Genomic DNA, 22,991 nt, shown 5'->3' with positions numbered 1-22,991 from the left:
CAGGCGCTGCAGCAGGTTCAGGGGTGTGCTCATGGGCCGGATGATAGCCAGCGAATCAGCCTCCGAACAATCCGAAGGATTAATCCATTCGTGACCGCCCGCTCAGTCACGAAGCCCAACCAAAGGCGGGAACTGCATCGGCCCGAAATCCGGCTCCCGCCCGTAAGCCGCGCCGCCAGCGGCTTGCCGCGACAGTAACACTCCAGGCCCGCCGCGCACGGCATGGCGCAACGGCGGCCGATGGGTCAGCATCGATCGTGACATTGCTTGATGTAACGATAACAACAACCAGCCTGGAGAAAGTCATGTCCCAAGGCGCCTGGGTGCCCACTCCCGAAGACCTGCGGCACTTCCGCGAGATTCAGCAACTGGCCTACCGCTGCTGCGAAACCATTGCCGGCGAACTGCGCCCGGGCATCAGCGAGCGCGAGACCGCCGCCCTGATGAAGACCTGGCTGCTCGATCACGGCGTGCGCGACTGGTTCCACCAGCCCTTCGCCTGGTTCGGCACCCGCACTTCGTTCAAGGGTTTCGACGGCCTGCGCCACCTGGGCGGCTTCAACCTGGCCTTCTACCCCGGCAAGCAGCGCCTGGAGGAAGGCATGCCCTTCATCCTCGACTGCGCGCCAACCCTGGGCGCCTACACCGCCGACGTCGGCTACTCCGGAGCATTGGGCCACAACCTGCTGGTGGAACGGCTGATGGACGACCTGCTGGCGCACCGCAACCTGATCGTCGAGCAGGTGCGCCAACGCCTGCCGCTGGCGGAAGTCAGCCAGTCGGTGGACCGTCTCTGCCATCGCCAGGGCACCCTGCCCCGACACAAGGCCTACCCCTTCGAAGTGCTGGCGCACCGCGTGGAAAAACTCGGCGCGCGTAATACCGGTCCCTCAGTGGCGCGCTTCGGCGTGCGCAACATTGCCACCCTGATGAAGAACGCCCTGGTCACCGGCCGCCGCGAAGGCTGGTCGCCGCTGTGGTCGAGCAACGACCGTTCGCAACACGCGCCAACGCCGGGCCTCTGGGCCGTAGAGCCGCACCTGGGCCTGCGCGGCGTCGGCGCCAAGTTCGAGGAGCTGCTGGTGGTCACCGAGGACGATGCCTACTGGCTCGACGACGACCTGCCCCACGTGCGCCGCTGGGTCGCCCGTGGCCTGACCAGCGCCCCGGCGCGGCGGGAGGTGGCATGAACGCGATGCTGGAGAACCCGCTGCCAACGCCCGAACGCCTGGAGGTGCAGTCCGGCAACGTGCGTCTGGCCGTCTGGCGTTGGGGCGAGGCGCACCTGCCGATGGTGCTGTTCGTCCACGGTTACCCGGACAACCACGAAGTCTGGCTGCCGCTGATCCAGCGCCTGGCCGGGCGCTTCCAGCTGGTCGCCTACGACGTACGCGGCGCTGGCGAATCGGACAAGCCGCGCAAGACCCGCGACTACCGCCTGGAGCTGCTCAGCCAGGACCTCAAGGCAGTGCTCGACGCGGTCAGCCCGCAACGCGCGGTGCACCTGGTGGCCCACGACTGGGGTTCGATCCAGACCTGGGAGAGCGTCACCGATCCGCAGTTGCGCGCGCGCATCGCTTCCTACACCAGCGTCTCCGGCCCCTGCCTGGACCACGTCGGCTTCTGGATGCGTGACCGCCTGCGCCGCAAGACGCCACGTGCGCTGCTGCAGATGCTCAGTCAGCTGCTGCACTCCTGGTACATCTACTACTTCCACCTGCCGCTGCTGCCGCCGCTGTCCTGGCGCTTCGGCGCGGCGAAAGCGTGGCCGCAATACCTGCGCAAGGTCGAAGGCATTCGCAACCCGGTACGCAACCCGCACCAGGCCAGCGACGGCGAACACGGGGTGAAGCTTTACCGGGCCAACTTCATCACCTCGATCTTCAAGCCGCGCAAACGGCATACCGAGGTGCCGGTGCAACTCATCGTGCCGACCCGCGACCGCTACGTCGGCCAGCAACTGTTCCAGCAGCTCTCGCTGTGGGCACCGCGCCTGTGGCGCCGCGACGTCACCGCCGGACACTGGCAACTGCTGGCCGAACCGGCCCAGCTGGGCAACTGGATCGACGAGTTCGTCAGCCACATCGAGGGCGGCGAAGCCACACCAGAGCTGCAACGCGCCGCACTGAAACCCGGCGCTGGCCCCTTCGCCGGCAAGCTGGTGGTGGTAACCGGCGCGGGCGGCGGTATCGGCCGTTCGACCCTGCTGAGCTTCGCCGAGCGCGGCGCCAGCGTGCTGGCCGCGGACATCGACCCGGCCGCCGCCGAGCGCAGCGCGGAGCTGGCCCGCGCCCTCGGCGCCAGCGCCTACAGCTACTGCGTTGACGTGGGTGACAGCGCCGCCATGGAACGCTTCGCCCTCTGGGTGAAGAACAGCCTCGGCGTGCCCGACGTGGTGGTCAGCAACGCCGGCATCGGCATGGCCGGGCCGATGCTCAAGACCACGCCGCAGGAATGGGATCGCCTGCTGCGCATCAACCTGTGGAGCGTGATCGACGGCTGCCGGCTGTTCGCCCAGCAGATGGTCGAGGCCGGCAAACCGGGGCACCTGGTCAACGTCGCCTCCGGCGTGGCCTTTGCGCCGTCGCGCAACTACCCGGCCTACGCCACCAGCAAGGCGGCGGTATTGATGCTCAGCGAGTGCTTGCGCGCCGAGCTGGCCGGTCACGGCATCGGCGTCAGCGCGGCGTGCCCGGGCTTTGTCGATACCGGCATCGTCCAGGCCACACGCTTCGCCGGCCTGGATGACGAACAACAAGCCAAACACCGCGCGAAAGTGCAGCGCTTCTACCGTCGACGCCGGCTCAGCCCGGACACCGTCGGCGAGCGCATCACCCGTGCCGTGGAGCGCAACCAGCCGGTGGTGAAGGTCGGCAGCGAAGTGCACCTGGGCGCCCTGCAATGGCGCTTCATGCCCTGGCTGTCGCGCCTGTTCGCCCGCCTCAATCTCACTGCCTGAGAACTGCCATGAACGATCATCATCACAAGCTCGTGCAACGCAAGGTGCAGTTCGACTACAGCGACTCGCCCCTGCACTGGATTCCCGGCGAACCCGAGGCGTCCCACGCGATCAACGTCATCCACATGATGTTGCCGGCCGGCGAGCTGTGGTTCTGCCGGCTGTACAACAAGGCCCTGCCCTTCGTGAAGGAAGGCCGCCTGCGCGAGGACGTGCAGGGCTTCATCCGCCAGGAAGCGATGCACGCCCGCGCCCACTCCGGCGCGCTGGAGCGTTACCTGAGCCACCACGGCATCGACTCCACCCGCTACCTGAAGGTCATGGACTACCTGTTCGAACAGCTGCTCAGCGACACGCCGCTGGGCTTCAATCTGTTCAACCGCACGCCCTGGCTCAAGCGCTGGTGGATCGGCCAGCGCTGCGCCATCGTCGCGGCGGTGGAGCACTTCACCTGCATCCTCGGCAAGTGGATTCTCGAGGCTGACGCGCTGGACCGTGCCAAGGCCGACCCGGTGCTGCTCGACCTGTTCCGCTGGCACGGCGCCGAAGAAGTGGAGCACCGCAACGTCGCCCACGACCTGCACGTGCACCTGGGCGGTAGCTTCATCAGCCGCCAGTTGTGGATGTTCGTGGTGTGGCCGCTGATCATCTACCTGTTCGCCTTCGGCACTCGCACCCTGTCGCGGCAAGACCCGACTATCGCCCAGCCGCGCTCCTTCGCTGCCATCTGGCGCGATGGCTCCCGATCCGGTGTGCTGCCGAAGATCAGCTCGCTGGCCACCAGTTTCCTGCGCTACTTCAAACCCTGGTACCACCCGGACCATGAGGCCAATACCCAGGAGGCGCTGGACTACCTGGCCCGCTCGCCGGCCGCCAGCCGGGCCGCGCGCGCTTCGTAGCACCTGCCGGCGTGCCCGCGCAGTGGTCGCGCGGCGCACGCCAATCGCATACTGCGGCATCCGCCACCTACAGGGATGCCGCCGTATGCCGATGGGAACCTACCCGCTTCACCCCGCCCTTTCCTCCCGCGTGGAACGCCTGCCGGAGCAGGTCGACGTGGTCATCGCCGGCAGCGGCATCATGGGCTGCGCCAGCGCCTGGTACCTCGCCGGCCAGGGCATGAGCGTGCTGGTGCTGGACAAGGCCGGCATCGCCAGCCAGCAATCCACCCGTGCCTGGGGCTTCGTCCGCCAGCAGGCGCGCGACCCGGCGGAAGTGCCGCTGATGATGGCCTGTATTCCGCTGTGGGAACGTCTGGAAGAAGACCTGCAACTGCCGCTGGAATGGCGCCAGGGCGGCTGCCTGTACCTCGCCGAAACCCCGGAGCAACGGCAAAAATATGAGGACTGGCTCAAGGTGGCGAACAACTTCGGCCTCGACACCCGCCTGCTCAGCCATGGCGAAGTCGCGAAATTGATGCCTTCGCTGGCCGATCCGGCGCTCGGCGCCCTGTACACCGCCAACGACGGCCAGGCCGAACCGCGCCGGGTCGCTCCCGGCTATGCGCTGCGCGCCATCGAGCGTGGCGCGCTGTTCGTCGAGGGCTGCGGCGTCACCGGCATCGATCGTGCCGCTGGCGCCGTCTGCGGCGTGCAGACCGAGCGTGGCTACGTGAAGACCAAACATTTGCTGATCTCCGCCGGCGCCAGCAGCTGGCGACTGGTGGAAAGCCTCGGCCTGGAGCTGCCGCAACAGGCCGTGCGCTGCACCGTCTCGCGCACCAGCCCCGGCCCGGACGTCGGCGCGCAGAGCTTCATCGGCCACGGCATCGGCTTCCGCCAGCGCGCCGACGGCAGCCTCAACCTCGCCGACGAAACCCAGGCCGATATCGACCTCAGCCTCGACTACCTGCGCGGCGCCAGGCACTACCTGCCGCACCTGCCGGCCAACCGTGCGAGCTTCTCGTTCAAGCTCAATGGCGCACTGCTGCATGACCTGCGCCAGCGCCTGCCCGGCTCCGAGCGCGGTGTGAACGGGCCGGTCCTCGGCGAACGTGATCCGCAGGCAAAGGCGAACACCTCACGCGTGCTCCAGGCGCAGATCAACCTCGCCAAGGCATTCCCCGCGCTACGCGATGTGAAGGTGGTGGAAAGCTGGGCAGGCCTGATCGACGTGCTGCCCGACGGCATCCCGGTGCTCGACGCTCCGCCGGAAATTCCCGGCCTGCTGATCGCCACCGGCTTCTGCGGCCACGGCTTCGCCATGGGGCCCATCGTCGGGCAACTGATGAGCCAGTGGATTCACAAGGGCGAGGCGGGAATGGACCTGCATGCCTTTCGGCTGCGGCGCTTTGCCGATGGAACGGCGGGCAAGCCCTACTCATTGTTCTGACGGATTACTCCTGCAGGAGCGCGCCATGCGCGCGATCGCGGGCATGCCTGCTTGGAAACCACTGCGCGTGGGGGCCCCTATCCCCACCCTCTCCCTGAAGGGAGAGGGAGCTATCCGTGCCGGCTGAAGCCACTGTTTCAGCCGGCACCGCTCCAGTCCCCTCTCCCTTCAGGGAGAGGGTTAGGGAGAGGGCAAATCCAAGGCACGAACGATCAGAAGAAGACAGTTGCTCCTACAGGGGAATCAGGTATTCGGGCGACACGCAGGCTCCCGCTACTTGCCCTCTTCCACCACCGGCGAATCATCACTCAACGCGCGCTCCAGCCAGTCGGTCGGCAGGTTCTTGCTGGCCCGCGCACCCAGCAGCTTCACCTGCTCGGCGCGGCTGATCAGGTTGCCGCGACCTTCGCAGAGCTTGTTGCGCGCCGCCGCGTACGTCTTGTCCAACTGCTGCAGGCGAGTGCCCATCTCGTCCAGGTCCTGCACGAAGAGCACGAACTTGTCGTACAACGCCCCGGCGCGCTCGGCGATCTCGCGAGCGTTCTGGTTCTGCCGCTCCTGGCGCCACAGGCTGTCGATCACCCGTAGCGTCGCCAGCAAGGTGGTCGGGCTGACGATCACGATGTTGCGCTCGAAGGCTTCCTGGAACAGGTTCGGCTCGGCCTGCAACGCCGCCGAGAAGGCGGCTTCCACCGGCATGAACAGCAGCACGAAGTCGAGGCTGTGCAGACCTTCCAGGCGCTGGTAGTCCTTGCCGGAAAGCCCCTTCACATGGTTACGTAGGGACAGCACGTGGGCCTTCAGCGCCTGCTGACGGATCACCTCGTCCTCGGCGGCGATGAACTGCTGGTAGGCGGTCAGACTGACCTTGGCATCCACCACCACCTGCTTGTCGCCGGGCAAGCGGATCAACACGTCGGGCTGGAAGCGCTCGCCATCCGGCGCCCGCAGGCTGACCTGAGTCTCGTACTCGCGGCCCTTCTCCAGCCCGGCGTGCTCCAGCACCCGCTCCAACACCAGTTCGCCCCAGTTGCCCTGGGTCTTCTGGCCTTTCAGCGCGCGGGTCAGGTTGGTGGCTTCCTCGCCCAGGCGCAGGTTCAGCTGCTGCAGGCGCTCCAGCTCCTTGGTCAGGGAAAAACGCTCGCGGGCCTCGGCCTGGTAGCTCTCCTCCACACGCTTCTCGAAGGACTGGATGCGCTCCTTCAGCGGATCAAGCAATTGCCCCAGACGCTGCTGGCTGGACTCGGCGAAGCGCTGCTCGCGCTCGTCGAAGATCTTCCCGGCCAGTTCGGCGAACTGGGCACGCAACTCATCCCGTGCCGATTGCAGATCACCCAGGCGCTGCTGGTGGTTGTCCTGCTGCTCGCGCAGTTCGGCGGACAAGGCCGCGTGCTCGGCGGACAGGCGCCGCAGCTCTGCTTCCTTGTCCGCACGCTCGGCCTGCCAGTCCTGCTCCGCCGCGCCCAGGCGCTCGCGCTCCTGCTTGCCCAACTCGACCTCGCGGCGCAGCGCGGCGGACTCGGCGGACAACTCACCATGCCGGCTGCTCAGGCGCTGGAAAGCTTCGCGATCCGCCTCAGCCTGGGCCGACAAGCCGTCCTGGGCGAGCTGCGCGTTGGCCAGGCGCTCACGCAGCAGTGTCGCCTCCTGCTCCGTGGCGACACGCTGCGACTGCAGGCGCCAGGCCAGCGCCGCCATGGGCAACAGGCCGGCGAGCGCACCGAGCAACAGGGCGGACAGGTCGAGGGGCATGCGGCACTCCGGGGGTGTGACAAACAATCGCGCAATACTAACAGCGGCCACCCGGAGGCGCCTTGTCACCTGTAAAGGCCCTGGAACAGGGCTCCTGAGCAAGCGCTCGGGACAATCCACAGAAGCTGTGGATAACTTAGTGGAAAACGTGATGAAAAAGCGCCCCACCCCCAGTCAGACGGGGGCGCATGACAGATTGGTGATTTTTTCACCAACGAAGATTTTCTTTATTTTTCAATAAGTTAAAAAACGCAAGAGAAACAAGCAAGTGGCTAAATGCAATATTGCAGGGGCTTGACAGCGCGCATCAGCACTGTGCACAAGTGCGCGCCAAGGAGCAGCCGACCGCCCCGTTTCAGGGCAGCGGAAAGAGAAGTACGGAGTGGAAAGCGAAAGACGATCGAATCAGCCAGGCGAGGCCCGCGCCGACATCCGGATCATCCGGTATGAATTCGATGGAGGGAGGATCAGCCGTCTCATGCCCACTCCAGTCGCCGGGAGCGCCGCCGCTCGGAGCGGATGACCTTGGGCGGACTGGGCAGCAGAGCCGTTTGCTGCTCAGCGGCGCAGGCCCGCGCAAAGGCGCGTTCAGCCGCGCTGCGGCTATCGCAATCGAAGAAGAACTGATTCAGGTAGACCCGCCAGCGGCGACTGTCGCTGGGGTGGACAGCTATCCGTATATCCAAGGTTTGGCACTCCCTGCGTGACCATCCCGCACCTTACACCGATGCCGGCAACGGCATGCCGTGGCACGACAAACGGTCAGGCCGGATACGGCAGGTGCCCATCCACCAGGAACTGAGCCCGCGGGAACAGGCGCGGAGTATCCGGCACCTGGGCGTGCTTGAAGGCGACGTACTCCGCCGTGGTCTCGCACAGCCAGGGCATCAGGTTGCGCGGGCGCTTCTCGGTGAAGGCCGACGGCGCGAACAACGCCACATTCACCCCAGCGTGCGGGCAGCGCGCCGAGCGGTACTCGAACGCCTCGACCCCGGCCTCGCGCATGGCGCTGCCCAGCCCCTGGGCAACGCGGTAATCCGACGGATCGCGCAGCGCCGGCTCGTACTCGCGGAACGGCGGCAATTGCAAACGCACGCCGCGCTGCACCTGGAAGCGCGCCTCGAAGGACGCATGTTCGGAGAGAATCCGCCCGCTTGGCGGCGGCGAACTCATCCCCTCCCACAGCACGTAGCGGTAGAAAGCCGATTCCGCCATCGCCGTATCCAGCTTCAGCGCCGCATAGAACAGGCTCGGCTCATGCCGCCGGCCGAAGCGCGAGCCCCAACGCAGCGGTGGATAGCGAAACGGTGTCTTCAATAGATAGTGCAGGTGCTCGGCGGGGGGCGGCACATGCGGCTTGCTGGTTTCCAGCAACTCCTCAAGCAGTGCCTGCTCGGCCAGGGTGTCCACCAGTTGCAGCGTGGCCACCTGCCCCTGACTTTCCACCAGGCGCACCAGGCGTCCACGAATGGGGCTGACGACCGACTCCGGCGCATGCCGTGCCCAGATCTGGGCGCCCGTCTCGAAGGACATTCAGACCTTGCCCCGGATGGCGTCCAGGTACTCGACCACCGCCACCAGTCCCTGCACCTGCTCCATCAACTGCAGCGGCACACCGTTCAAGTGACGGTTCTCGGTACGCAGGAAGTGGCGCATGTCCTCCAGGTTGCCGCCGAACAGGGCGAACAGCGCGCGATAGACCCGCACCAGCAGCAGGGCCAATTCACCGGTCTTGCTGTCCACCCGCAGTCCGCCTTGCTTCCAGCGGCTGACGGCGCTACGTTCCACTCCCACGATCGCCGCCAGCTCCTGCTGGGTCATCGCCAGGTGTTCGCGCGCCGTGAGTACCGCCTTGGCCAGTACGGCATCGGCTGCGGGGCTTTCGCGTAACAGGGCGCTCATGGCGATCTCCTAATCGTGAACTTTCAGCAAATATACCACTGAATGCTGAAAAAACACGAACCCAGCAACCACCCCAACGGCATCTTTCGCCTTACGGTAGTAAAGCCAGCAGAATACACAGCCCGACCGACGACTCCCCCGTGATGAACAAGCAGCAGGTCTACCAACACATTCTCGCCAGGCTCGCGCAGGACCTGGAGATCGCCGTGCGCGCCGCCAGGACCGCTCACGAAACGGCCACCCACGAAGAAAACGTCGCCGAGAACAAGTACGACACCCTCGGCCTCGAAGCGGCCTACCTCGCCGCAGGCCAATCGCGCCGTGTCGAGGAGATCCGCCAGGCGCTGTCGCTGTTCGAGAATCTGCAACTGCGCGACTTCGACGAGCAGTCAGGTATCCAGACCAGCGCCCTGGTGGAACTGGTCAACGAAAGTGGCCAGCACCGCTGGGTCTTCCTCGGCCCCGATGCCGCCGGCCTGAAAGTGCAGCACGAGGGCGCTGAAATCCTCGTCATCACCAGCCGCGCCCCACTGGGCAGCGCCCTGCTCCATCGCCTGCCCGGTGACGAACTGGAAATCGGCCAGGGCAACGCCCGCCAGCGCTACGAAATCCTCGACGCCTACTGATAGCTCCGGGCGGCATGAAAAAAACGAGCGGAACAGACAATACCGAGCCGACCGGCTGACGCAGACTAAGCTTCAAGGCCACACCCTTTTCTTCCGTGGCCTCAAGGAGAAGCACCATGCTGTTCAACTGGTCCGAATACGTCCCCGCCGTGAAAAAAGCCTTCGGCGCCCTGGGCAAGAAACACCCGAAGATGATCGCCGCCTACCAGGCCCTCGACGCCGCAGCGGCCGACGGTGATGCCCTGGATGCCAAGACCCGCGAACTGATCTCCATGGCCGTGGCCATCACCACCCGCTGCGACGGCTGCATCGGCGTCCACGCCGAAGCCGCACGCCGGGCCGGCGCTACCGAAGCCGAAGTCGCCCAGGCCCTGGCTACCGCCATCGCCATGAACGCCGGTGCCGCCTACGTCTACTCCCTGCGCGCCATGGAGGCCTTCGAGTCCTCCGCACAGAAATAAAGCCCCGCCCGCGACGCTAGCACGGCGTCGCGGGCCCGCCTCTTTCCGGATCGGCAACGATGGGGTATCAGTGGGATTCACCCAGCCATCCCCATCCCCCCATGCCCCAGACACCCACCCACCTCAGCGCCTGGAAACTCATCCTCAGCATCGCCGCCGGCATCTGGCTCGGCAGCATGGCCGTGGCGGCCACCGGCTGGCTGATCTATCGCGCGTTTCCACCCATCGTGGCCAGCCATCCCACCACACCGCCATCGACACCGTCCGCCACTCCCCCTGCTCCACGCAGCAGTGAAGAGATGTTCCAGCAGTACCAGCAACGCCAGCAGACCGTGCAAGAACAGCAGAACCGCGAGATCGAGCAAGCGGAGCAGGACAAGCGCTTCAACAGCACGCCATGCCAATTCTGGCGGCAGCAATATCAGGCGGAACCCACGGAGAGAAATCGGGAGAAGATGGATGGGTATTGCGGGTGATTGAAGCGGCAGGAGGGAAATATCGACGCCAGAAAAGACAAAACCCCTGAAACGCTAAGCATTTCAGGGGTTTTAGCCATTATGTAATGGCGGAGAGATAGGGATTTGAACCCTAGGAACCATTGCTGGTTCAACGGATTTCGAATCCGTCCCGTTCGACCACTCCGGCATCTCTCCGTGCGGCGCGCATGATACCAGCTTGAAGTCCGAAGGCGAAGCCCTGTTTCGGATTTTTTTACGTGGTATCAGGCGCTTGCGTGATTTCGCCGTTTTACAGCGGCACGCCCAGACGGTGAGCCACTTCTTCGTAGGCCTCGATCACGTCACCCAGGCCCTGGCGGAAGCGGTCCTTGTCCATCTTCTTGCGGGTTTCCTTGTCCCACAGGCGGCAGCCGTCCGGGCTGAACTCGTCGCCCAGGACGATCTTGCCGTGGAACAGGCCGAACTCGAGCTTGAAGTCCACCAGCAGCAGACCGGCGTCGTCGAACAGCTTGCTCAGCACTTCGTTGACCTTGAAGGAGTAGGCCTTCATTTCGGCCAGTTGCTCCAGGGTCGCCCAGCCGAAGGCCTGGACGTGGGATTCGTTGATGAAGGGATCGCCCAGGGCGTCGTTCTTCAGGAACAGTTCGAAGGTCGGCGGAGTGAGCTGCAGGCCCTCTTCCACGCCCAAGCGGCGCACCAGGCTGCCGGCGGCGTAGTTACGCACGACGCACTCGACCGGGATCATGGCGAGCTTCTTGACCAGCACTTCGTTGTCCGACAGCAGGGCGTCGAACTGGGTCGGGATACCGGCGGCTTCGAGCTTCTGCATGATGAAGGCGTTGAACTTGTTGTTCACCATGCCTTTGCGATCCAGTTGCTCGATGCGCTTGCCGTCGAACGCCGAGGTGTCGTTGCGGAACAGCAGGACGAGGCGGTCGGCGTCATCGGTGGTGTAAACCGACTTGGCTTTGCCGCGATAGAGTTCTTCGCGTTTTTCCATGATGGGCTCCGCTTGCTTGAATGGATGGGCTCAGGCGATGGTGCGCCAGTCGAGTCCCGAATGCTGATCGGCCACCTGCAGCCAGTCCGGGTCGCACCCCAGGGTGTCGACGAAGCTTTGCCGGGCCAGCTGCGGCGAGTTGTTCTTTTCACTGAGATGCGCCAGCACCAGGTGTTGCAGGCTTTCCCAGCCCAGCTGGGCCACCAGTTCGGCGGCCTGCCGGTTGTTCAAATGTCCCCACTGGCCGCCGACGCGGGCTTTGAGTGGGTAGGGATACGGACCGCGGGCCAGCATGTCGGTATCGTGATTTGCCTCGATGATCAACGCATCGAGGCCACGATAGCACTCCAGCACCTGCGCCGTGGCGGCTCCCAGATCGGTGAGCTGGCCAAAGCGCTTCCGGCCATCGGAAAACACGTACTGCAGGGGCTCCCGCGCATCGTGGGAAACGCTCACCGCAGTGACTTCCAGGTCTTTCAGCTGGAGGCGGTCGCCGCCCTTGAGCAGCCCCGCCGGTTCCACCGGCTTGCGCATTCCCTGCAGGGTGCCGGCGCTGAGGTACACGGGTATTCGATGGTGCCGGGCCAGCAGTTCGACGCCGTTGATGTGATCGGAGTGCTCGTGCGTGACCAGAACTGCGTCCAGCTGCCCGGGCTCTACGCCCAGGCGCGCCAGACGGCGGATGGTTTCACGCAGCGGGAAGCCGCAATCGATCAGTATCCGGGTGTCAGAACTGCTCACCAAGGCCGAATTGCCCCGGCTTCCGCTCCCCAGGACCGCGAAGTGCACTGCGCATACTCTCCTGGAGTTTTTCCAGCACGCCCTGCGCGACATCGGCCGGCGCGGAGGTGTTGATGTCTTTGTCGACGGTGATCTGCACCGTGTTGTTCACGCTGGTCAGACGAAGCTGGTAGCGCTGCGCCTTGGCGTCTTCCTCTTCCTTGGTCTTCTCGCCACCGCCGAACATGCGGCTGAAGAAGCCAGGCTTGTCTTCGTCCTTCTTCTTCGCGCCTTCGGCGATGTTGACGTAGTACACGCCCAGGCTGCGGTTGAGGTCGTCGACACGGATGTCGGCGCGATCCAGCGCCCGGCCAACGCTGACCCAGGCACGGTCGAAGTCGGAATCCACGGTGAGTACCGGGTTACCGCTGCCGTCCTTGCTCAGCTCGGCGGTGCCGGGCGTGTCGTAGGCCGAGTGCGCGGCGAGCAGGGAGACCGAACCGCCCTTCTCGGCGCTGGTCGCCATGCTGGCCAGCATTTCGTCGAGCAGTGCGGCGTCCAGGCTCGGCACCATCGGCTTGGCCGGCCAGTCGGCGCTGGCAGTGCTGCCGGCCGGGCGGGTTTCGCTCAGCACATAGACTTCACTGGTGTTGGTTTCCACGCCCGGCTCGATGCGCACGCGCACACGCGCTTCGCTGTCGGGCTCGACGCCGGAGACACGGCTGCTCAGGCGGCGCGCCAGGGGCGCGGAGAGCTGCGAGAGCGGCTGCCAGTTGGTACTGAACTCGCCGGTCTGCGGGCGCTCGTTGGCGATGGAGAAGCCGTTGTCCTGGAAGAACTGGTGGGCCACCGGCCAGACTTCCGCCGGCGGACGCTGGGCGATCAGCCAACGCGAGTCGCCGCTTTTCTGCAGGCTGAAGTCGCTGACCTCACCGGCACCGCCAGCCAGCGGCTGCGGACGCGGCACTTCGAACTCGCCTTCCTTCTCGGTGCTGGTGGCGACGTTCATCGGCACCGGCAGCAGCGGGTCGAGCGGCTTGCTCTGCAGGCCTTCGGGCACCTTCATCGGCGCCGTTTCGCGGGCGTTGAGGTAGTCGTCGCCACGGTCACGGAAATAGCCATCCGGGCCCCACAGCCAGCCGCAGCCGGAAGTGTTGCCGATGACCAGGGCGAGCGCAGTCAGTCCTGCCAGTCGCTTCATGCGAGGGGGCTCCTTAAGCCAGTACGCCGGTCTGGCGCATGGCCTGACGCAGCGGTTCGTGGCAACGCGGGCTCAGCCAGGTCAGGGGCAGGCGAATACCTTCGGGGATCAGACCCATTTCGTGCAGGGCGAACTTCACCGGAATCGGGTTGGATTCGATGAACAGGGCCTTGTGCAGCGGCATCAGGCGGTCGTTGATGGCGCGGGCTTCGCCGGCATCGCCACGCATGGCGGCGGCGCACAGATTGCTCATGGCGCGCGGGGCGACGTTGGCGGTCACCGAGATGTTGCCCTTGCCGCCCATCAGCATCAGTTCGACGGCGGTGGCGTCGTCGCCGGAATAGACCAGGAAGTCCTTGCCGACGCGGTCGAGTACTTCCTTGCCGCGCTGCAGATCACCGGTGGCTTCCTTGATGCCGACGATGTTTGGCACCTTGGACAGGCGCTCGACGGTCTCCGGCAGCATGTCGCAGGCGGTGCGGCCCGGCACGTTGTAGAGGATCTGCGGGATGGCCACGGCTTCGGCGATGTGGCGGAAGTGCTGGTACAGGCCTTCCTGAGTCGGCTTGTTGTAGTACGGGGTCACCAGCAGGCAGGCGTCGGCGCCGCCGCTCTTGGCGGCCTCGGTCAGCTCGACCGCTTCGCGGGTGGAGTTGGCGCCGGTACCGGCGATCACCGGAATGCGGCCATTGACCTGGTCGACCACGCGACGGATCACTTCCAGGTGCTCGCTCACGTCCAGCGTGGCCGACTCACCCGTGGTGCCGACCGCAACGATGGCGTTGGTGCCTTCCTGCAGGTGGAAGTCCACCAGCTTCGCGAGGCTGTCCCAATCCAGTCGACCCTGAGCATCGAAGGGGGTGACCAGCGCCACCATACTGCCCGCAATCATGCAACCGCTCCTGCCGGAAAAAGAAAGCCGTAATGGTACTGTCGCCACCGGCCACGCACAAGGTGACGCAGCGACCCGCGAGCGCTCGGTCATTCCCCTCATCGGCGCTTTTCGCTACCCTTCCCCCTTTGTCGATGCGGCCCGCTTGGCCGCCATTCCCAGGAAAGCTGCATGTCCACCTCCCACCCTCGTGAACAATTTCTCCTGATCAGTGCGCTGGGCCCGAACCCGATGGAGCTGACCAGCGTGCTGTGCCGCACCTGCGTCGATAACCGTTGCTCGGTGATCAGCAGCCGCCTGACCCGCCACGGCGAGTTCAGCGCGCTGGTCCTGCAGGTCGCCGGCAGCTGGGACGCCCTGGCCCGCCTGGAAGGCGGCCTGCCGCCACTGGCCAAGCGCCACGGCTTCACCCTCAGCGTCACCCGCAGCAACGTCCACGTCACCCGCGCCCAGGCCCTGCCCTATGTGGCCTATGTCAGCGCCGTGTACCGTCCGGACATCCTCAATGAGCTGTGCCAGTTCTTCATCGACCACAACATCGAACTGGAGAACCTCACCTGCGACACCTACCAGGCGCCGCACACCAACACCAGCATGCTCAACGCCACCATCACCGTGACCCTGCCGGCCGGCACCCAGATCAGCTGGCTGCGCGACCAGTTCCTGGATTTCGCCGACGCGCTGAACCTGGACGCGCTGATCGAGCCCTGGCGCCCGCAGCATCCCTAAGGAGAGAGCCCCATGGCCGTTGAACTGAACAAAGCCGTCGCCGACTTCCAGGCCCCTGCCACCAGCGGAGTCGAATTCCGTCTGTCGGAACTCAAAGGCAAGCAGGTCGTGCTGTATTTCTATCCCAAGGACAGCACCCCCGGCTGCACTACCGAGGGCCAGGGCTTCCGCGACAAGATCGATGACTTCGCCAAGGCCAATACCATCGTCTTCGGCGTGTCCCGCGACGGCATCAAGTCCCACGAGAACTTCAAGGCCAAGCAGTGCTTCCCCTTCGAGCTGATCAGCGACAAGGACGAAGCTGTCTGCCAGCTGTTCGACGTGATCAAGCTGAAGAAGCTCTATGGCAAGGAATACATGGGTGTGGACCGCAGTACCTTCCTGATCGACGCCAAGGGCGTGCTGCGCCAGGAGTGGCGCGGCGTGAAAGTGCCCGGCCACGTCGATGCCGTGCTCGCCGCGGCCCAGGCGCTGAACAAGGCCTGAGTCACCGAGCCGCATGAAAAAGGCCGCTGTTTCAGCGGCCTTTTTCTTTGTCACATCATCGGACTGACCTGCCGCTCCGGCTCCGGCTGCCTCGGCCAGGCATCCAGCACGGCCTTCACCAGCGTCGCCAGCGGAATGGCGAAGAACACGCCCCAGAAGCTCCACAGGCCACCGAACAGCAGCACCGCGCAGATGATCGCCACCGGGTGCAGGTTCACCGCCTCGGAGAACAGCAGCGGCACCAGTACGTTGCCGTCCAGCGCCTGGATGATCGCGTGGGCGGCCATCAGGTAGATGAACTGGTCGCTCCAGCCCCACTGGAACAGCGCGATCAGCGCCACCGGCACCGTTACCACCACAGCGCCGATGTAGGGCACCACCACCGACAGACCGACCAGCAAGGCCAGCAGCGCCGCATAGTTGAGCCCCAGCACTGCGAAGGCAATGTAGGTCGCCACACCGGTGATGAATATCTCGATGACCTTGCCACGGATGTAGTTGGCGATCTGCTGGTTCATCTCATTCCACACCTGCTTCATCAGCCCCCGCTCACGCGGCAGGTAGCGACGGAACCAGTGGTAGAAGCGGCGGCGGTCCTTGAGGAAGAAGAACACCAGGATCGGCACCAGCACCAGGTAGATCATGATGTTGACCACCACCGGCAACCCGGACAGCGAGAAGGTCAGCGCCCACTGACCGAGCTGGCCCAGCTCACTGCGCGCCGCCTCGACAGTGCGCAGTACCTGCTCCTCGGTGATCATGTCCGGGTAGCGTTCGGGCAGCATCAGCAGCGTGGCCTGCCACTCGCCGAGCATTCGCGGCAGTTCGTTGAGCAGGGTGAACAGCTGCTTCCAGACTAGCGGCACCAGCACCAGCAGGAACACGGCGAGCAGCCCGAGGAACAGCGAATAGACCAGCCAGACGGCGAACAGGTGCGGCAGGCGCACGCGCTCCAGCACGCCCACCAGGCCCTGGATCAGGAAGGCGATCACCATCGCCGCCAGCACCGGCGCGAGCATGCCGCCAAAGGCCAGGATGACGCTGAAACCCAGTACCAGAATGACCGCCAGCACTATCGCCTCCTCGTCGGAGAAATAGCGCTGCATCCAGTCCTGCAAAACCTTGAGCATGAACAGACCTGCGAAACGAAAGGGGTAACGTCCCGGTTATCCGGAATCGAGGGCTACTTCTTGCGCAGCCAGTAGCGATAGACGCCTGCTTCGACCTCCTCATGCAGCAGCGAGTGCCCGGCGAGGTCGGCGAATGCGCGGAAATCGCGCTGGGACCCGGCATCGGTGGCGGTCACCTTGAGCACCGCTCCGCTAGGCAGGCGGTTCAGCTCGAGCTTGGCCTTGAGCAGGGGCAGCGGACAATTGAGACCGCTGGCATCCAGCTCCGCGTCACAAGCGGGAATGGGCGGTGTGGAATCGGACATCGAAACAAACTCCGGCAATGGCGTTCAAGAATACCGAAAGCCTTGGAAAAGTAACCAGGGCCCACGACATCCGGCGTCCCGTACGAAGCCGTCAGCGCCGCGGCCTGGCGCGCAGGTCGCGCGAAAACAGCCGACTTCGATTTGCGCAGCAGTCGCACCGCACAACCTAGGCATTGGCAATAGCGTACGGCTAAAGTAGAGCCTTTCTCGGAACGAGCCTCTTGTACATGAAAGTACTGCGCCCTGCCCTGTTCACCATCGCCTGCGCCCTCGCAGCGCCCGCGATGTCGGACGATCTGCCATCCCTGGGCGACGCCAGCTCGTCCATCGTATCCCCGGAGCAGGAGTTCCAGCTCGGCCGCGCCTGGCTGAGCATGCTGCGCAGCCAGGTCGATACGCTCAACGACCCGCAACTCAAGGACTACGTCGAGTCCACCGTCTACCGCCTGGCCGAATCCAGCGAACTGCAGGATCACCGCCTGGCGTTCATCCTGATCCGCGACAAGCAGATCAACGCCTTCGCCGCTCCCGGCGGGGTCGTGGGCGTCAACGGTGGCTTGTTCCTCTATGCCCAGAGCGAAGGCGAATACATCGCCGTACTGGCCCACGAACTGGGTCACCTGAGCCAACGCCACTTCGCCCGCGGCATTGAAGCCCAGCAACGCATGCAGGTGCCCGTGATGGCGGCCATGCTGGCTGGCATCGTCGCCGCCGCGGCCGGCGCCGGCGATGCCGGCATCGCCGCGATCGCCTCGACCCAGGCGGCGGCGATCCAGAACCAGCTGCGCTTCTCCCGGCAGAACGAACAGGAAGCCGACCGGGTTGGCGTCACCACCATGGTGCGTGCCGGCTATGACCCGCGCTCCATGCCCAACATGTTCGAACGTCTCGCCCGCCAGTATCGCTACGAGGGCAAGCCGCCAGAATTCCTGCTGACCCACCCGGTCACCGACTCGCGTATCGCCGATACCCGCAACCGTGCCGAGCAGTACCCCAAGGGCGGCAAGGAAGACACCCTGCGCTACGAACTGATGCGCGCCCGCGTCCAGCAGATGTTCGAAGACACCCCGGGCATGGCCAGCAAGCAGTTCCGTGCACAGCTCGACGAAGACCCGAAGAACGACGCCGCACGCTATGGCCTGGCCCTCTCGCAGACCCGGATCGGCCAGCTTAACGACGCACGCAGCGGCCTCCAGCAACTGCTGGCAAAGGCGCCCAACGACATCAGCTACAACCTGGCGATGGTCGATGTGGACATCACCGCCAACAAGCTGCCCGACGCCCAGGCGCGGGTACAGCGGTTGCTCGGCCAGTACCCGGACAGCTACCCGCTGATCCAGGCCCAGGCCGACCTGATGATGAAGACCAACCGCGCCGCCGACGCCGAGAAGACGCTGTTCAAACTGTCGCAGAAGCGGCCGCTGGACCCCGACGTCTGGAGCCGACTGGCCGACGCCTGCACCCTTAGCGGCAACGCCATCGGCGTGTACCAGGCGCGCGCGGAGTTCTACGCGCTGACCGGCGACTACAAGCACGCCATCGAGCAACTGGACTTTGCCAAGCGTCGCGCAGGCGGCAACTTCACCCTGGCTGCGCGCCTGGATGCACGTCAGCAGGAGTTCCGCGAACAGGAGCAGTTGCTGAAGCAGATGATGGGCCGCTAACCCTGACACTCAGACACAAAAAAGCCCGGCACTCGCCGGGCTTTTTCTTTGCCGTACCTGATCAGGCGTTGCCCGCCACTTTCAGCCTGGCGGCCTGGGTGAAGTCGAGCATGCGCTTGAGCGGCTTGATGGCCTTGGGAATCAGGGCCGGGTCGACGAAGATATCCCCACTCCCTTCCTTCAGGCACGCCAGAGTGCGCTCCAGGGTGTTCATGGCCATCCACGGGCAGTGCGCGCAGCTGCGGCAAGCGGCGCCGTTGCCGGCGGTGGGGGCCTCGATGAACTCCTTGTCCGGGCACAGCTGCTGCATCTTGTAGAAGATGCCGCGATCGGTTGCGACGATGAAGCGCTTGTTCGGCATCGTCTGCGCCGCCTTGATCAGCTGGCTGGTGGAGCCCACCGCATCGGCCAGCTCGACCACCGCCTCGGGCGACTCCGGGTGCACCAGGATCGCGGCATCCGGATAGATCGCCTTGAGATCTTCCAGCTGCTTGGCCTTGAACTCTTCATGGACGATGCAGGCACCGTCCCAGAGCAGCATGTCCGCACCGGTCTCGCGCTGGATATAGCGACCCAGGTGCTGGTCCGGCGCCCAGAGGATCGGCTCGCCGTTGTCCATCAGGTGCTCGACGATTTCCACCGCGCAACTGGAGGTCACCACCCAGTCCGCGCGCGCCTTCACCGCCGCCGAAGTGTTCGCATAGACCACCACGGTACGCTCCGGATGCTGATCGCAGAACGCCGAGAATTCGTCCACCGGGCAGCCCAGATCCAGCGAGCAGGTCGCCTCCAGGGTCGGCATCAGCACACGCTTTTCCGGATTGAGGATCTTGGCGGTCTCACCCATGAAGCGAACCCCGGCCACCACCACGGTCTGCGCCGGATGCTGGTTGCCGAAGCGGGCCATTTCCAGCGAGTCGGACACGCAGCCACCGGTTTCCTCGGCCAGCGCCTGGATCACCGGGTCGCAGTAGTAATGCGCAACCAACACGGCGTTCTGCGCCTTCAGCTCGGCAGCGATGGCCGCACGGTAATCGGCCTCTTCCTGCGCGCTCAGCACCCGCGGCTGCTTGGCAGCGAGGTGAGCCTGAACCAGCAGGCGTTCGGAAATCTGGGACATCGTGAGGAAACCTCTACAGGCTCGGATCTGATTATGCCGACGATTTTATCACCACCGCCCTACGGGCGACGCGCCATCGACGGCCGCACGGCGGACTTTTTCCGGCGCATAGCAAAAGCCCCGTGACCTTTCGATCACGGGGCTTTCGCAGGATTTTATGGTGGGTCGTGTAGGATTCGAACCTACGACCAATTGGTTAAAAGCCAACTGCTCTACCGACTGAGCTAACGACCCGACGTGGTGCGTATAATACTGATTTCTAACGTAAAAACAACACCCCACAAAAACTTTTTTCAGAAATATCGCGTGGGGTCTTCAATCCCGGCCGCGCGGAAGCCGTCAGCACGCAGCCGACAGCTGTCGCACTTGCCGCATGCGCGCCCGTCATCGTCTGCCTGATAGCAGGAAACCGTAAGGCTGTAGTCCACGCCCTGGGCGATGCCCGCCTGCACGATCTGCGCCTTGGAGAGGAACTGCAACGGCGCCTGGATGCGGAACCCTTCCCCCTCTACGCCGGCCTTGGTGGCCAGGTTGGCCATGCGCTCGAAAGCCTCGACGAACTCGGGACGGCAATCCGGGTAGCCGGAGTAGTCCACCGCGTTGACGCCGATGAAGATATCCCGCGCGCCCAGCACTTCAGCCCAACCCAGGGCCAACGAAAGGAACACGGTATTACGCGCCGGCACGTAGGTCACCGGAATGCCTTCGCTCGGCGCCTCCGGCACATCGATGCTGCTGTCGGTCAGGGCCGAGCCACCGATGCCGTTCAGGTTCAGACCAATCACCTTGTGCTCGATGACACCCAGCTGACGCGCCACGCGCTCAGCGGCCTGCAATTCGGCGCGGTGGCGCTGGCCGTAATCGAAGCTCATGGTGTAGCAGTCGTAGCCATCGGCCTTGGCCAGGGCGACCACGGTCGCGGAGTCCAGCCCCCCGGAGAGCAGGATCACGGCTTTCTTGTCGTTCGCGGTTTTCTGATTGGACATAAAACAGGTCTCCTCCGCGCTCAGTGGCCCGGCTCGTCGTTCCAGAGAATCTTGTGCAGTTGCAGCTGCAGGCGTACCGGCAGGTTGTCGCTGACGATCCAGTCAGCCAGCGCACGGGCATCCACCTGCCGGTGGCTGGGCGAGAACAGCACCTCGCCGGCACGCTGCTCCAGGCGGTACTCGATCAGCTTGGAGACCGCCCAGTCGTAGTCCTCGCGCGAGCAGATGACGAACTTCACCTGGTCGTTGGGCGTGAGCTCCCCGATATTCTCGTAGCGGTTGCGCAAGACCTCGCCGGAGCCCGGAGTCTTCAGGTCCAGCACACGGCTGACGCGGCGGTCGGTGGGGGAGATATCCAGAGCGCCGCCGGTTTCCAGCGACACATCGTAGCCGGCGTCGCAGAGGCGTTGCAGCAGCGGGACGCAGTTAGGCTGGGCCAACGGCTCGCCACCGGTGACGCAGACGTAGCGCGGCTTGTAAGCGGCGACGCGCTCGAGGATGGCGTCGAGGGACTGGATCTCACCGCCACTGAAGGCATAGGCGGTATCGCAGTACTGGCAGCGCAGGGGACAGCCGGTCAGGCGCACGAACACTGTCGGCAAGCCGGCGGTGCGCGTTTCCCCCTGCAACGAGTAGAAAATCTCGGTGATTCGCAGAGTCTGTTGCATATCAGCCACGGGCGTGACGGCGATACAGGCCATCCGCCTCCGTTGCGTTGGAGTCGTGGGCGCGCCCACGGGGCGCCCGGCAAGCCCGGAATGCAGCAGACATCAGCCGAGCTGAAACCACTGTGGCTTTCCGGGGGCGGGAATTCTAACGAAAAAACCCGCGACTAGCGCGGGTTTTAGAAAGCGTCGTTGAGGAGCCTTACTTGAGGTTCTTCAGATCGCGCTGGGACAGCTGTGCGGCGGAGCTGCCCGGGTATTGGGCGATCACCTGCTGCAGGATGCCACGTGCCTTGTCGGTGTTGCCCAGACGACGCTCGACGTCGGCCAGCTTGTACAGCGAGTCCGGCACCTTGGCGCTGCTCGGATAGGCTTGGCTGACGCGGGCGAAGGCCTGACCAGCGCCCTGCAGGTCGCCCTTGGCGAGGTTCACCTCGCCCAACCAGTATTGCGCGTTACCGGCGTACTGGCTGTTGGGGTACTTGCGCAGGAAAGCGCCGAAGGCCTGGCTGGCCTTGTCGAAGTCCTTGGCCTTGATCAGGTCGAAGGCGGCGTCGTAGTAGAGTTTTTCCTTTGCCGGGTCACCCGGCTCGTTGCTGGCGGCGGCAGCGGGCTGCTGTTGTGCAGCGGCACCCGCGGCAGCTCCTGCAGCGGCGCCGGCAGCGGGAGAATTCTGTTGAGCAGCACCGGCCGCGCCGGCACCCGCACCGCTGGAAATGCGGCTGTCGAGGTCCTGGTAGCGCTCCAGGTTTTCCTGCTTCATCTGTTGGATCTGGTTTTGCTGCTCTTCGAGCATGCCGCGCAGACGGGACATTTCGTCCTGCATCTGCTGCAGCTGCATGAACAGCTGTGCCTGTCCGGAGACGGGCTGACTAGTCATCCCGCCTCCGGCATAGGCGCCCTCAGCGCCTGCGGTGCCATAACCCGAGGGCGGCTGACTGGCGTAACCGCCATCATTGCCGTCCTGTACCGGAACCGCGGCCGCCGCCATCAGGGGCAGGCCGCATGCGATCAAGGTCAGAAAACGCAGGCGCATCGGCATCACGTCTTACTTCTTCAGCTCAACGCGACGGTTCTGGGCCCAGGACTGCTCGTCGTGGCCAGTGGCAACCGGACGCTCTTTACCGTAGGAAACCAGTTCCAGCTGAGCCGGGGAAACGCCCTGCAGTACCAGGTAGCGCTGAACGGCCTTGGCACGACGCTCGCCCAGAGCCATGTTGTACTCGCGGGTGCCGCGCTCGTCAGTGTGACCTTCCAGGACAACGCGCTGGCCGGAACCTTTCAGGTCCTTGGCGTGTACGTCCAGAGCGCGCATGGCTTCCGGCTTCAGGTCGGAGCTGTCGTACTCGAAGTAGAAGGTGGTGATAGCGCGCAGAGCGGCTTCGTCGCTCAGGGAGCCGTCAACGGCACCGCTGTTGGCGCCGTAGCCAGCGTTCGGGTCAACGCCGCCATTGGCGCCTTCACCAGTAGCATCGCCTTTCTTGGACGAGCAACCTACGGCTACGGCCATGGCGAGGGCGATAACGGCAAATTTGCCGAATTTCAGCATTTCCATCATGTAACTCCTAATGAACCCCAGTGTATAAGTTTGAAACAGTTGGCAA

At 64.7% G+C, this 22,991-nt stretch carries 24 protein-coding genes and 2 tRNA genes; 10 read left to right on the top strand and 16 right to left on the bottom strand.

Going from position 1 to position 22,991, the window contains the following annotated elements; translation table 11 throughout:
* Window positions 1-305 precede the first annotated feature (305 nt).
* The 4 genes from SD196_RS07965 (at window position 306) to SD196_RS07950 (ending at window position 5,290) form a co-directional block, all read left to right on the top strand.
* Entirely contained in the window at window positions 306-1,190 is an 885-nt protein-coding gene (locus SD196_RS07965; protein WP_275610799.1) for a M24 family metallopeptidase, read from the top strand.
* Window positions 1,187-2,959, top strand: coding sequence for an SDR family oxidoreductase (locus tag SD196_RS07960; protein ID WP_275610798.1), 1,773 nt, complete (start codon window positions 1,187-1,189; stop codon window positions 2,957-2,959). Before SD196_RS07965 ends, SD196_RS07960 begins: the two co-directional genes overlap by 4 nt.
* A gap of 8 nt (window positions 2,960-2,967) precedes the next feature.
* Complete coding sequence (locus tag SD196_RS07955; RefSeq protein ID WP_275610797.1) at window positions 2,968-3,858, top strand: metal-dependent hydrolase; 891 nt, start codon at window positions 2,968-2,970, stop codon at window positions 3,856-3,858.
* A gap of 85 nt (window positions 3,859-3,943) precedes the next feature.
* Window positions 3,944-5,290, top strand: coding sequence for an NAD(P)/FAD-dependent oxidoreductase (locus SD196_RS07950; RefSeq protein WP_275610796.1), 1,347 nt, complete (start codon window positions 3,944-3,946; stop codon window positions 5,288-5,290).
* Window positions 5,291-5,563: 273 nt separating this feature from the next.
* Here SD196_RS07950 and rmuC read toward each other — a convergent pair whose 3' ends face one another.
* The 3 genes from rmuC to SD196_RS07935 all read right to left on the bottom strand — a co-directional run bounded on the left by rmuC (window position 5,564) and on the right by SD196_RS07935 (window position 8,944).
* Entirely contained in the window at window positions 5,564-6,928 is a 1,365-nt protein-coding gene (gene rmuC / locus SD196_RS07945) for a DNA recombination protein RmuC (RefSeq protein ID WP_416311725.1), read from the bottom strand.
* 876 nt (window positions 6,929-7,804) lie between these two features.
* Entirely contained in the window at window positions 7,805-8,575 is a 771-nt protein-coding gene (locus SD196_RS07940) for an RES family NAD+ phosphorylase (RefSeq protein ID WP_275610795.1), read from the bottom strand.
* Complete coding sequence (locus tag SD196_RS07935; RefSeq protein WP_275610794.1) at window positions 8,576-8,944, bottom strand: antitoxin Xre/MbcA/ParS toxin-binding domain-containing protein; 369 nt, start codon at window positions 8,942-8,944, stop codon at window positions 8,576-8,578.
* Between the two features lie 143 nt (window positions 8,945-9,087).
* On the opposite strand from SD196_RS07935, the gene SD196_RS07930 reads away from it, so the two are divergent.
* From SD196_RS07930 to SD196_RS07920, 3 genes are all read left to right on the top strand, one after another.
* Window positions 9,088-9,570 carry a GreA/GreB family elongation factor gene (locus SD196_RS07930; protein ID WP_331316147.1) on the top strand — a complete coding sequence of 161 codons (483 nt, stop codon included), beginning with the start codon at window positions 9,088-9,090 and terminating at the stop codon, window positions 9,568-9,570.
* A 116-nt stretch (window positions 9,571-9,686) separates the two neighbouring features.
* Complete coding sequence (locus tag SD196_RS07925) at window positions 9,687-10,031, top strand: carboxymuconolactone decarboxylase family protein (protein ID WP_207885013.1); 345 nt, start codon at window positions 9,687-9,689, stop codon at window positions 10,029-10,031.
* Between the two features lie 101 nt (window positions 10,032-10,132).
* Entirely contained in the window at window positions 10,133-10,507 is a 375-nt protein-coding gene (locus SD196_RS07920; protein ID WP_416311243.1) for a hypothetical protein, read from the top strand.
* Window positions 10,508-10,594: 87 nt separating this feature from the next.
* On the opposite strand, the gene SD196_RS07915 is transcribed toward SD196_RS07920, so the two are convergent.
* From SD196_RS07915 to dapA, 5 genes are all read right to left on the bottom strand, one after another.
* A tRNA-Ser gene (locus SD196_RS07915) sits at window positions 10,595-10,684 on the bottom strand.
* A 94-nt stretch (window positions 10,685-10,778) separates the two neighbouring features.
* On the bottom strand, window positions 10,779-11,489 hold the full coding sequence (gene purC / locus SD196_RS07910) for a phosphoribosylaminoimidazolesuccinocarboxamide synthase (RefSeq protein ID WP_038803299.1): 711 nt from the start codon (window positions 11,487-11,489) through the stop codon (window positions 10,779-10,781).
* A gap of 30 nt (window positions 11,490-11,519) precedes the next feature.
* Entirely contained in the window at window positions 11,520-12,278 is a 759-nt protein-coding gene (locus SD196_RS07905; RefSeq protein ID WP_275610791.1) for an MBL fold metallo-hydrolase, read from the bottom strand.
* Window positions 12,217-13,410 (bottom strand): outer membrane protein assembly factor BamC, encoded by a 1,194-nt coding sequence (gene bamC / locus SD196_RS07900; RefSeq protein ID WP_275610790.1) that lies wholly within the window; start codon window positions 13,408-13,410, stop codon window positions 12,217-12,219. The genes SD196_RS07905 and bamC overlap by 62 nt, the downstream gene beginning before the upstream one ends.
* A gap of 13 nt (window positions 13,411-13,423) precedes the next feature.
* Window positions 13,424-14,302 (bottom strand): 4-hydroxy-tetrahydrodipicolinate synthase, encoded by an 879-nt coding sequence (gene dapA, locus SD196_RS07895; RefSeq protein ID WP_152221596.1) that lies wholly within the window; start codon window positions 14,300-14,302, stop codon window positions 13,424-13,426.
* Window positions 14,303-14,473: 171 nt separating this feature from the next.
* Between dapA and SD196_RS07890 the strand changes: the two genes are divergently transcribed.
* Both SD196_RS07890 and SD196_RS07885 read left to right on the top strand, forming a co-directional pair.
* Window positions 14,474-15,031, top strand: coding sequence for a glycine cleavage system protein R (locus SD196_RS07890; RefSeq protein ID WP_275610789.1), 558 nt, complete (start codon window positions 14,474-14,476; stop codon window positions 15,029-15,031).
* A gap of 12 nt (window positions 15,032-15,043) precedes the next feature.
* Complete coding sequence (locus SD196_RS07885; RefSeq protein WP_343573998.1) at window positions 15,044-15,517, top strand: peroxiredoxin; 474 nt, start codon at window positions 15,044-15,046, stop codon at window positions 15,515-15,517.
* A gap of 50 nt (window positions 15,518-15,567) precedes the next feature.
* Here SD196_RS07885 and SD196_RS07880 read toward each other — a convergent pair whose 3' ends face one another.
* Together SD196_RS07880 and SD196_RS07875 are read right to left on the bottom strand one after the other, a co-directional pair.
* Entirely contained in the window at window positions 15,568-16,647 is a 1,080-nt protein-coding gene (locus tag SD196_RS07880; RefSeq protein WP_416311242.1) for an AI-2E family transporter, read from the bottom strand.
* Window positions 16,648-16,700: 53 nt separating this feature from the next.
* Window positions 16,701-16,952, bottom strand: coding sequence for a sulfurtransferase TusA family protein (locus SD196_RS07875; protein WP_275610786.1), 252 nt, complete (start codon window positions 16,950-16,952; stop codon window positions 16,701-16,703).
* Window positions 16,953-17,179: 227 nt separating this feature from the next.
* Here SD196_RS07875 and SD196_RS07870 point away from each other — a divergent pair, with 227 nt between their 5' ends.
* The gene (locus tag SD196_RS07870) at window positions 17,180-18,616 is read left to right on the top strand and encodes a M48 family metalloprotease (RefSeq protein WP_343574002.1); all 1,437 of its coding nucleotides are present in this window, start codon (window positions 17,180-17,182) and stop codon (window positions 18,614-18,616) included.
* Between the two features lie 61 nt (window positions 18,617-18,677).
* Here the strand turns inward: SD196_RS07870 and nadA are convergent, their stop codons facing one another.
* From nadA to pal, 6 genes are all read right to left on the bottom strand, one after another.
* Window positions 18,678-19,736: a quinolinate synthase NadA gene (nadA, locus tag SD196_RS07865; RefSeq protein WP_416311241.1), complete on the bottom strand. Its 1,059-nt coding sequence runs from the start codon at window positions 19,734-19,736 to the stop codon at window positions 18,678-18,680.
* 158 nt (window positions 19,737-19,894) lie between these two features.
* A tRNA-Lys gene (locus SD196_RS07860) sits at window positions 19,895-19,970 on the bottom strand.
* Between the two features lie 59 nt (window positions 19,971-20,029).
* Window positions 20,030-20,722 carry a 7-cyano-7-deazaguanine synthase QueC gene (queC, locus tag SD196_RS07855; protein ID WP_343574007.1) on the bottom strand — a complete coding sequence of 231 codons (693 nt, stop codon included), beginning with the start codon at window positions 20,720-20,722 and terminating at the stop codon, window positions 20,030-20,032.
* Window positions 20,723-20,742: 20 nt separating this feature from the next.
* Window positions 20,743-21,390: a 7-carboxy-7-deazaguanine synthase QueE gene (queE, locus tag SD196_RS07850; RefSeq protein ID WP_343574009.1), complete on the bottom strand. Its 648-nt coding sequence runs from the start codon at window positions 21,388-21,390 to the stop codon at window positions 20,743-20,745.
* Window positions 21,391-21,589: 199 nt separating this feature from the next.
* Window positions 21,590-22,429, bottom strand: a complete 840-nt coding sequence (gene ybgF, locus SD196_RS07845; RefSeq protein WP_343574012.1) for a tol-pal system protein YbgF — start codon at window positions 22,427-22,429, stop codon at window positions 21,590-21,592.
* A 6-nt stretch (window positions 22,430-22,435) separates the two neighbouring features.
* Window positions 22,436-22,942 carry a peptidoglycan-associated lipoprotein Pal gene (gene pal, locus SD196_RS07840; protein ID WP_017522099.1) on the bottom strand — a complete coding sequence of 169 codons (507 nt, stop codon included), beginning with the start codon at window positions 22,940-22,942 and terminating at the stop codon, window positions 22,436-22,438.
* Between the last annotated feature and the right edge of the window lie 49 nt (window positions 22,943-22,991).

Source organism: Pseudomonas macauensis, from assembly GCF_047902425.1.
Taxonomy (GTDB): Bacteria; Pseudomonadota; Gammaproteobacteria; order Pseudomonadales; family Pseudomonadaceae; genus Pseudomonas.
The sequence above is the reverse complement of the archived record's forward strand: the minus strand, read 5'-3'. Positions and strand labels throughout refer to the sequence as shown.

Excerpts from the sequence above, each read along its gene's own strand:
- SD196_RS07965 (WP_275610799.1), top strand. The coding sequence starts at position 306 with ATGTCCCAAGGCGCCTGGGTGCCCACTCCCGAAGACCTGCGGCACTTC.
- SD196_RS07960 (WP_275610798.1), top strand. The coding sequence starts at position 1,187 with ATGAACGCGATGCTGGAGAACCCGCTGCCAACGCCCGAACGCCTGGAG.
- SD196_RS07955 (WP_275610797.1), top strand. The coding sequence starts at position 2,968 with ATGAACGATCATCATCACAAGCTCGTGCAACGCAAGGTGCAGTTCGAC.
- SD196_RS07950 (WP_275610796.1), top strand. The coding sequence starts at position 3,944 with ATGCCGATGGGAACCTACCCGCTTCACCCCGCCCTTTCCTCCCGCGTG.
- SD196_RS07940 (WP_275610795.1), bottom strand. The coding sequence starts at position 8,575 with ATGTCCTTCGAGACGGGCGCCCAGATCTGGGCACGGCATGCGCCGGAG.
- SD196_RS07935 (WP_275610794.1), bottom strand. The coding sequence starts at position 8,944 with ATGAGCGCCCTGTTACGCGAAAGCCCCGCAGCCGATGCCGTACTGGCC.
- SD196_RS07930 (WP_331316147.1), top strand. The coding sequence starts at position 9,088 with ATGAACAAGCAGCAGGTCTACCAACACATTCTCGCCAGGCTCGCGCAG.
- SD196_RS07925 (WP_207885013.1), top strand. The coding sequence starts at position 9,687 with ATGCTGTTCAACTGGTCCGAATACGTCCCCGCCGTGAAAAAAGCCTTC.
- SD196_RS07920 (WP_416311243.1), top strand. The coding sequence starts at position 10,133 with ATGCCCCAGACACCCACCCACCTCAGCGCCTGGAAACTCATCCTCAGC.
- purC (WP_038803299.1), bottom strand. The coding sequence starts at position 11,489 with ATGGAAAAACGCGAAGAACTCTATCGCGGCAAAGCCAAGTCGGTTTAC.
- bamC (WP_275610790.1), bottom strand. The coding sequence starts at position 13,410 with ATGAAGCGACTGGCAGGACTGACTGCGCTCGCCCTGGTCATCGGCAAC.
- dapA (WP_152221596.1), bottom strand. The coding sequence starts at position 14,302 with ATGATTGCGGGCAGTATGGTGGCGCTGGTCACCCCCTTCGATGCTCAG.
- SD196_RS07890 (WP_275610789.1), top strand. The coding sequence starts at position 14,474 with ATGTCCACCTCCCACCCTCGTGAACAATTTCTCCTGATCAGTGCGCTG.
- SD196_RS07885 (WP_343573998.1), top strand. The coding sequence starts at position 15,044 with ATGGCCGTTGAACTGAACAAAGCCGTCGCCGACTTCCAGGCCCCTGCC.
- SD196_RS07880 (WP_416311242.1), bottom strand. The coding sequence starts at position 16,647 with ATGCTCAAGGTTTTGCAGGACTGGATGCAGCGCTATTTCTCCGACGAG.
- SD196_RS07875 (WP_275610786.1), bottom strand. The coding sequence starts at position 16,952 with ATGTCCGATTCCACACCGCCCATTCCCGCTTGTGACGCGGAGCTGGAT.
- SD196_RS07870 (WP_343574002.1), top strand. The coding sequence starts at position 17,180 with ATGAAAGTACTGCGCCCTGCCCTGTTCACCATCGCCTGCGCCCTCGCA.
- nadA (WP_416311241.1), bottom strand. The coding sequence starts at position 19,736 with ATGTCCCAGATTTCCGAACGCCTGCTGGTTCAGGCTCACCTCGCTGCC.
- queC (WP_343574007.1), bottom strand. The coding sequence starts at position 20,722 with ATGTCCAATCAGAAAACCGCGAACGACAAGAAAGCCGTGATCCTGCTC.
- queE (WP_343574009.1), bottom strand. The coding sequence starts at position 21,390 with ATGCAACAGACTCTGCGAATCACCGAGATTTTCTACTCGTTGCAGGGG.
- ybgF (WP_343574012.1), bottom strand. The coding sequence starts at position 22,429 with ATGCCGATGCGCCTGCGTTTTCTGACCTTGATCGCATGCGGCCTGCCC.
- pal (WP_017522099.1), bottom strand. The coding sequence starts at position 22,942 with ATGGAAATGCTGAAATTCGGCAAATTTGCCGTTATCGCCCTCGCCATG.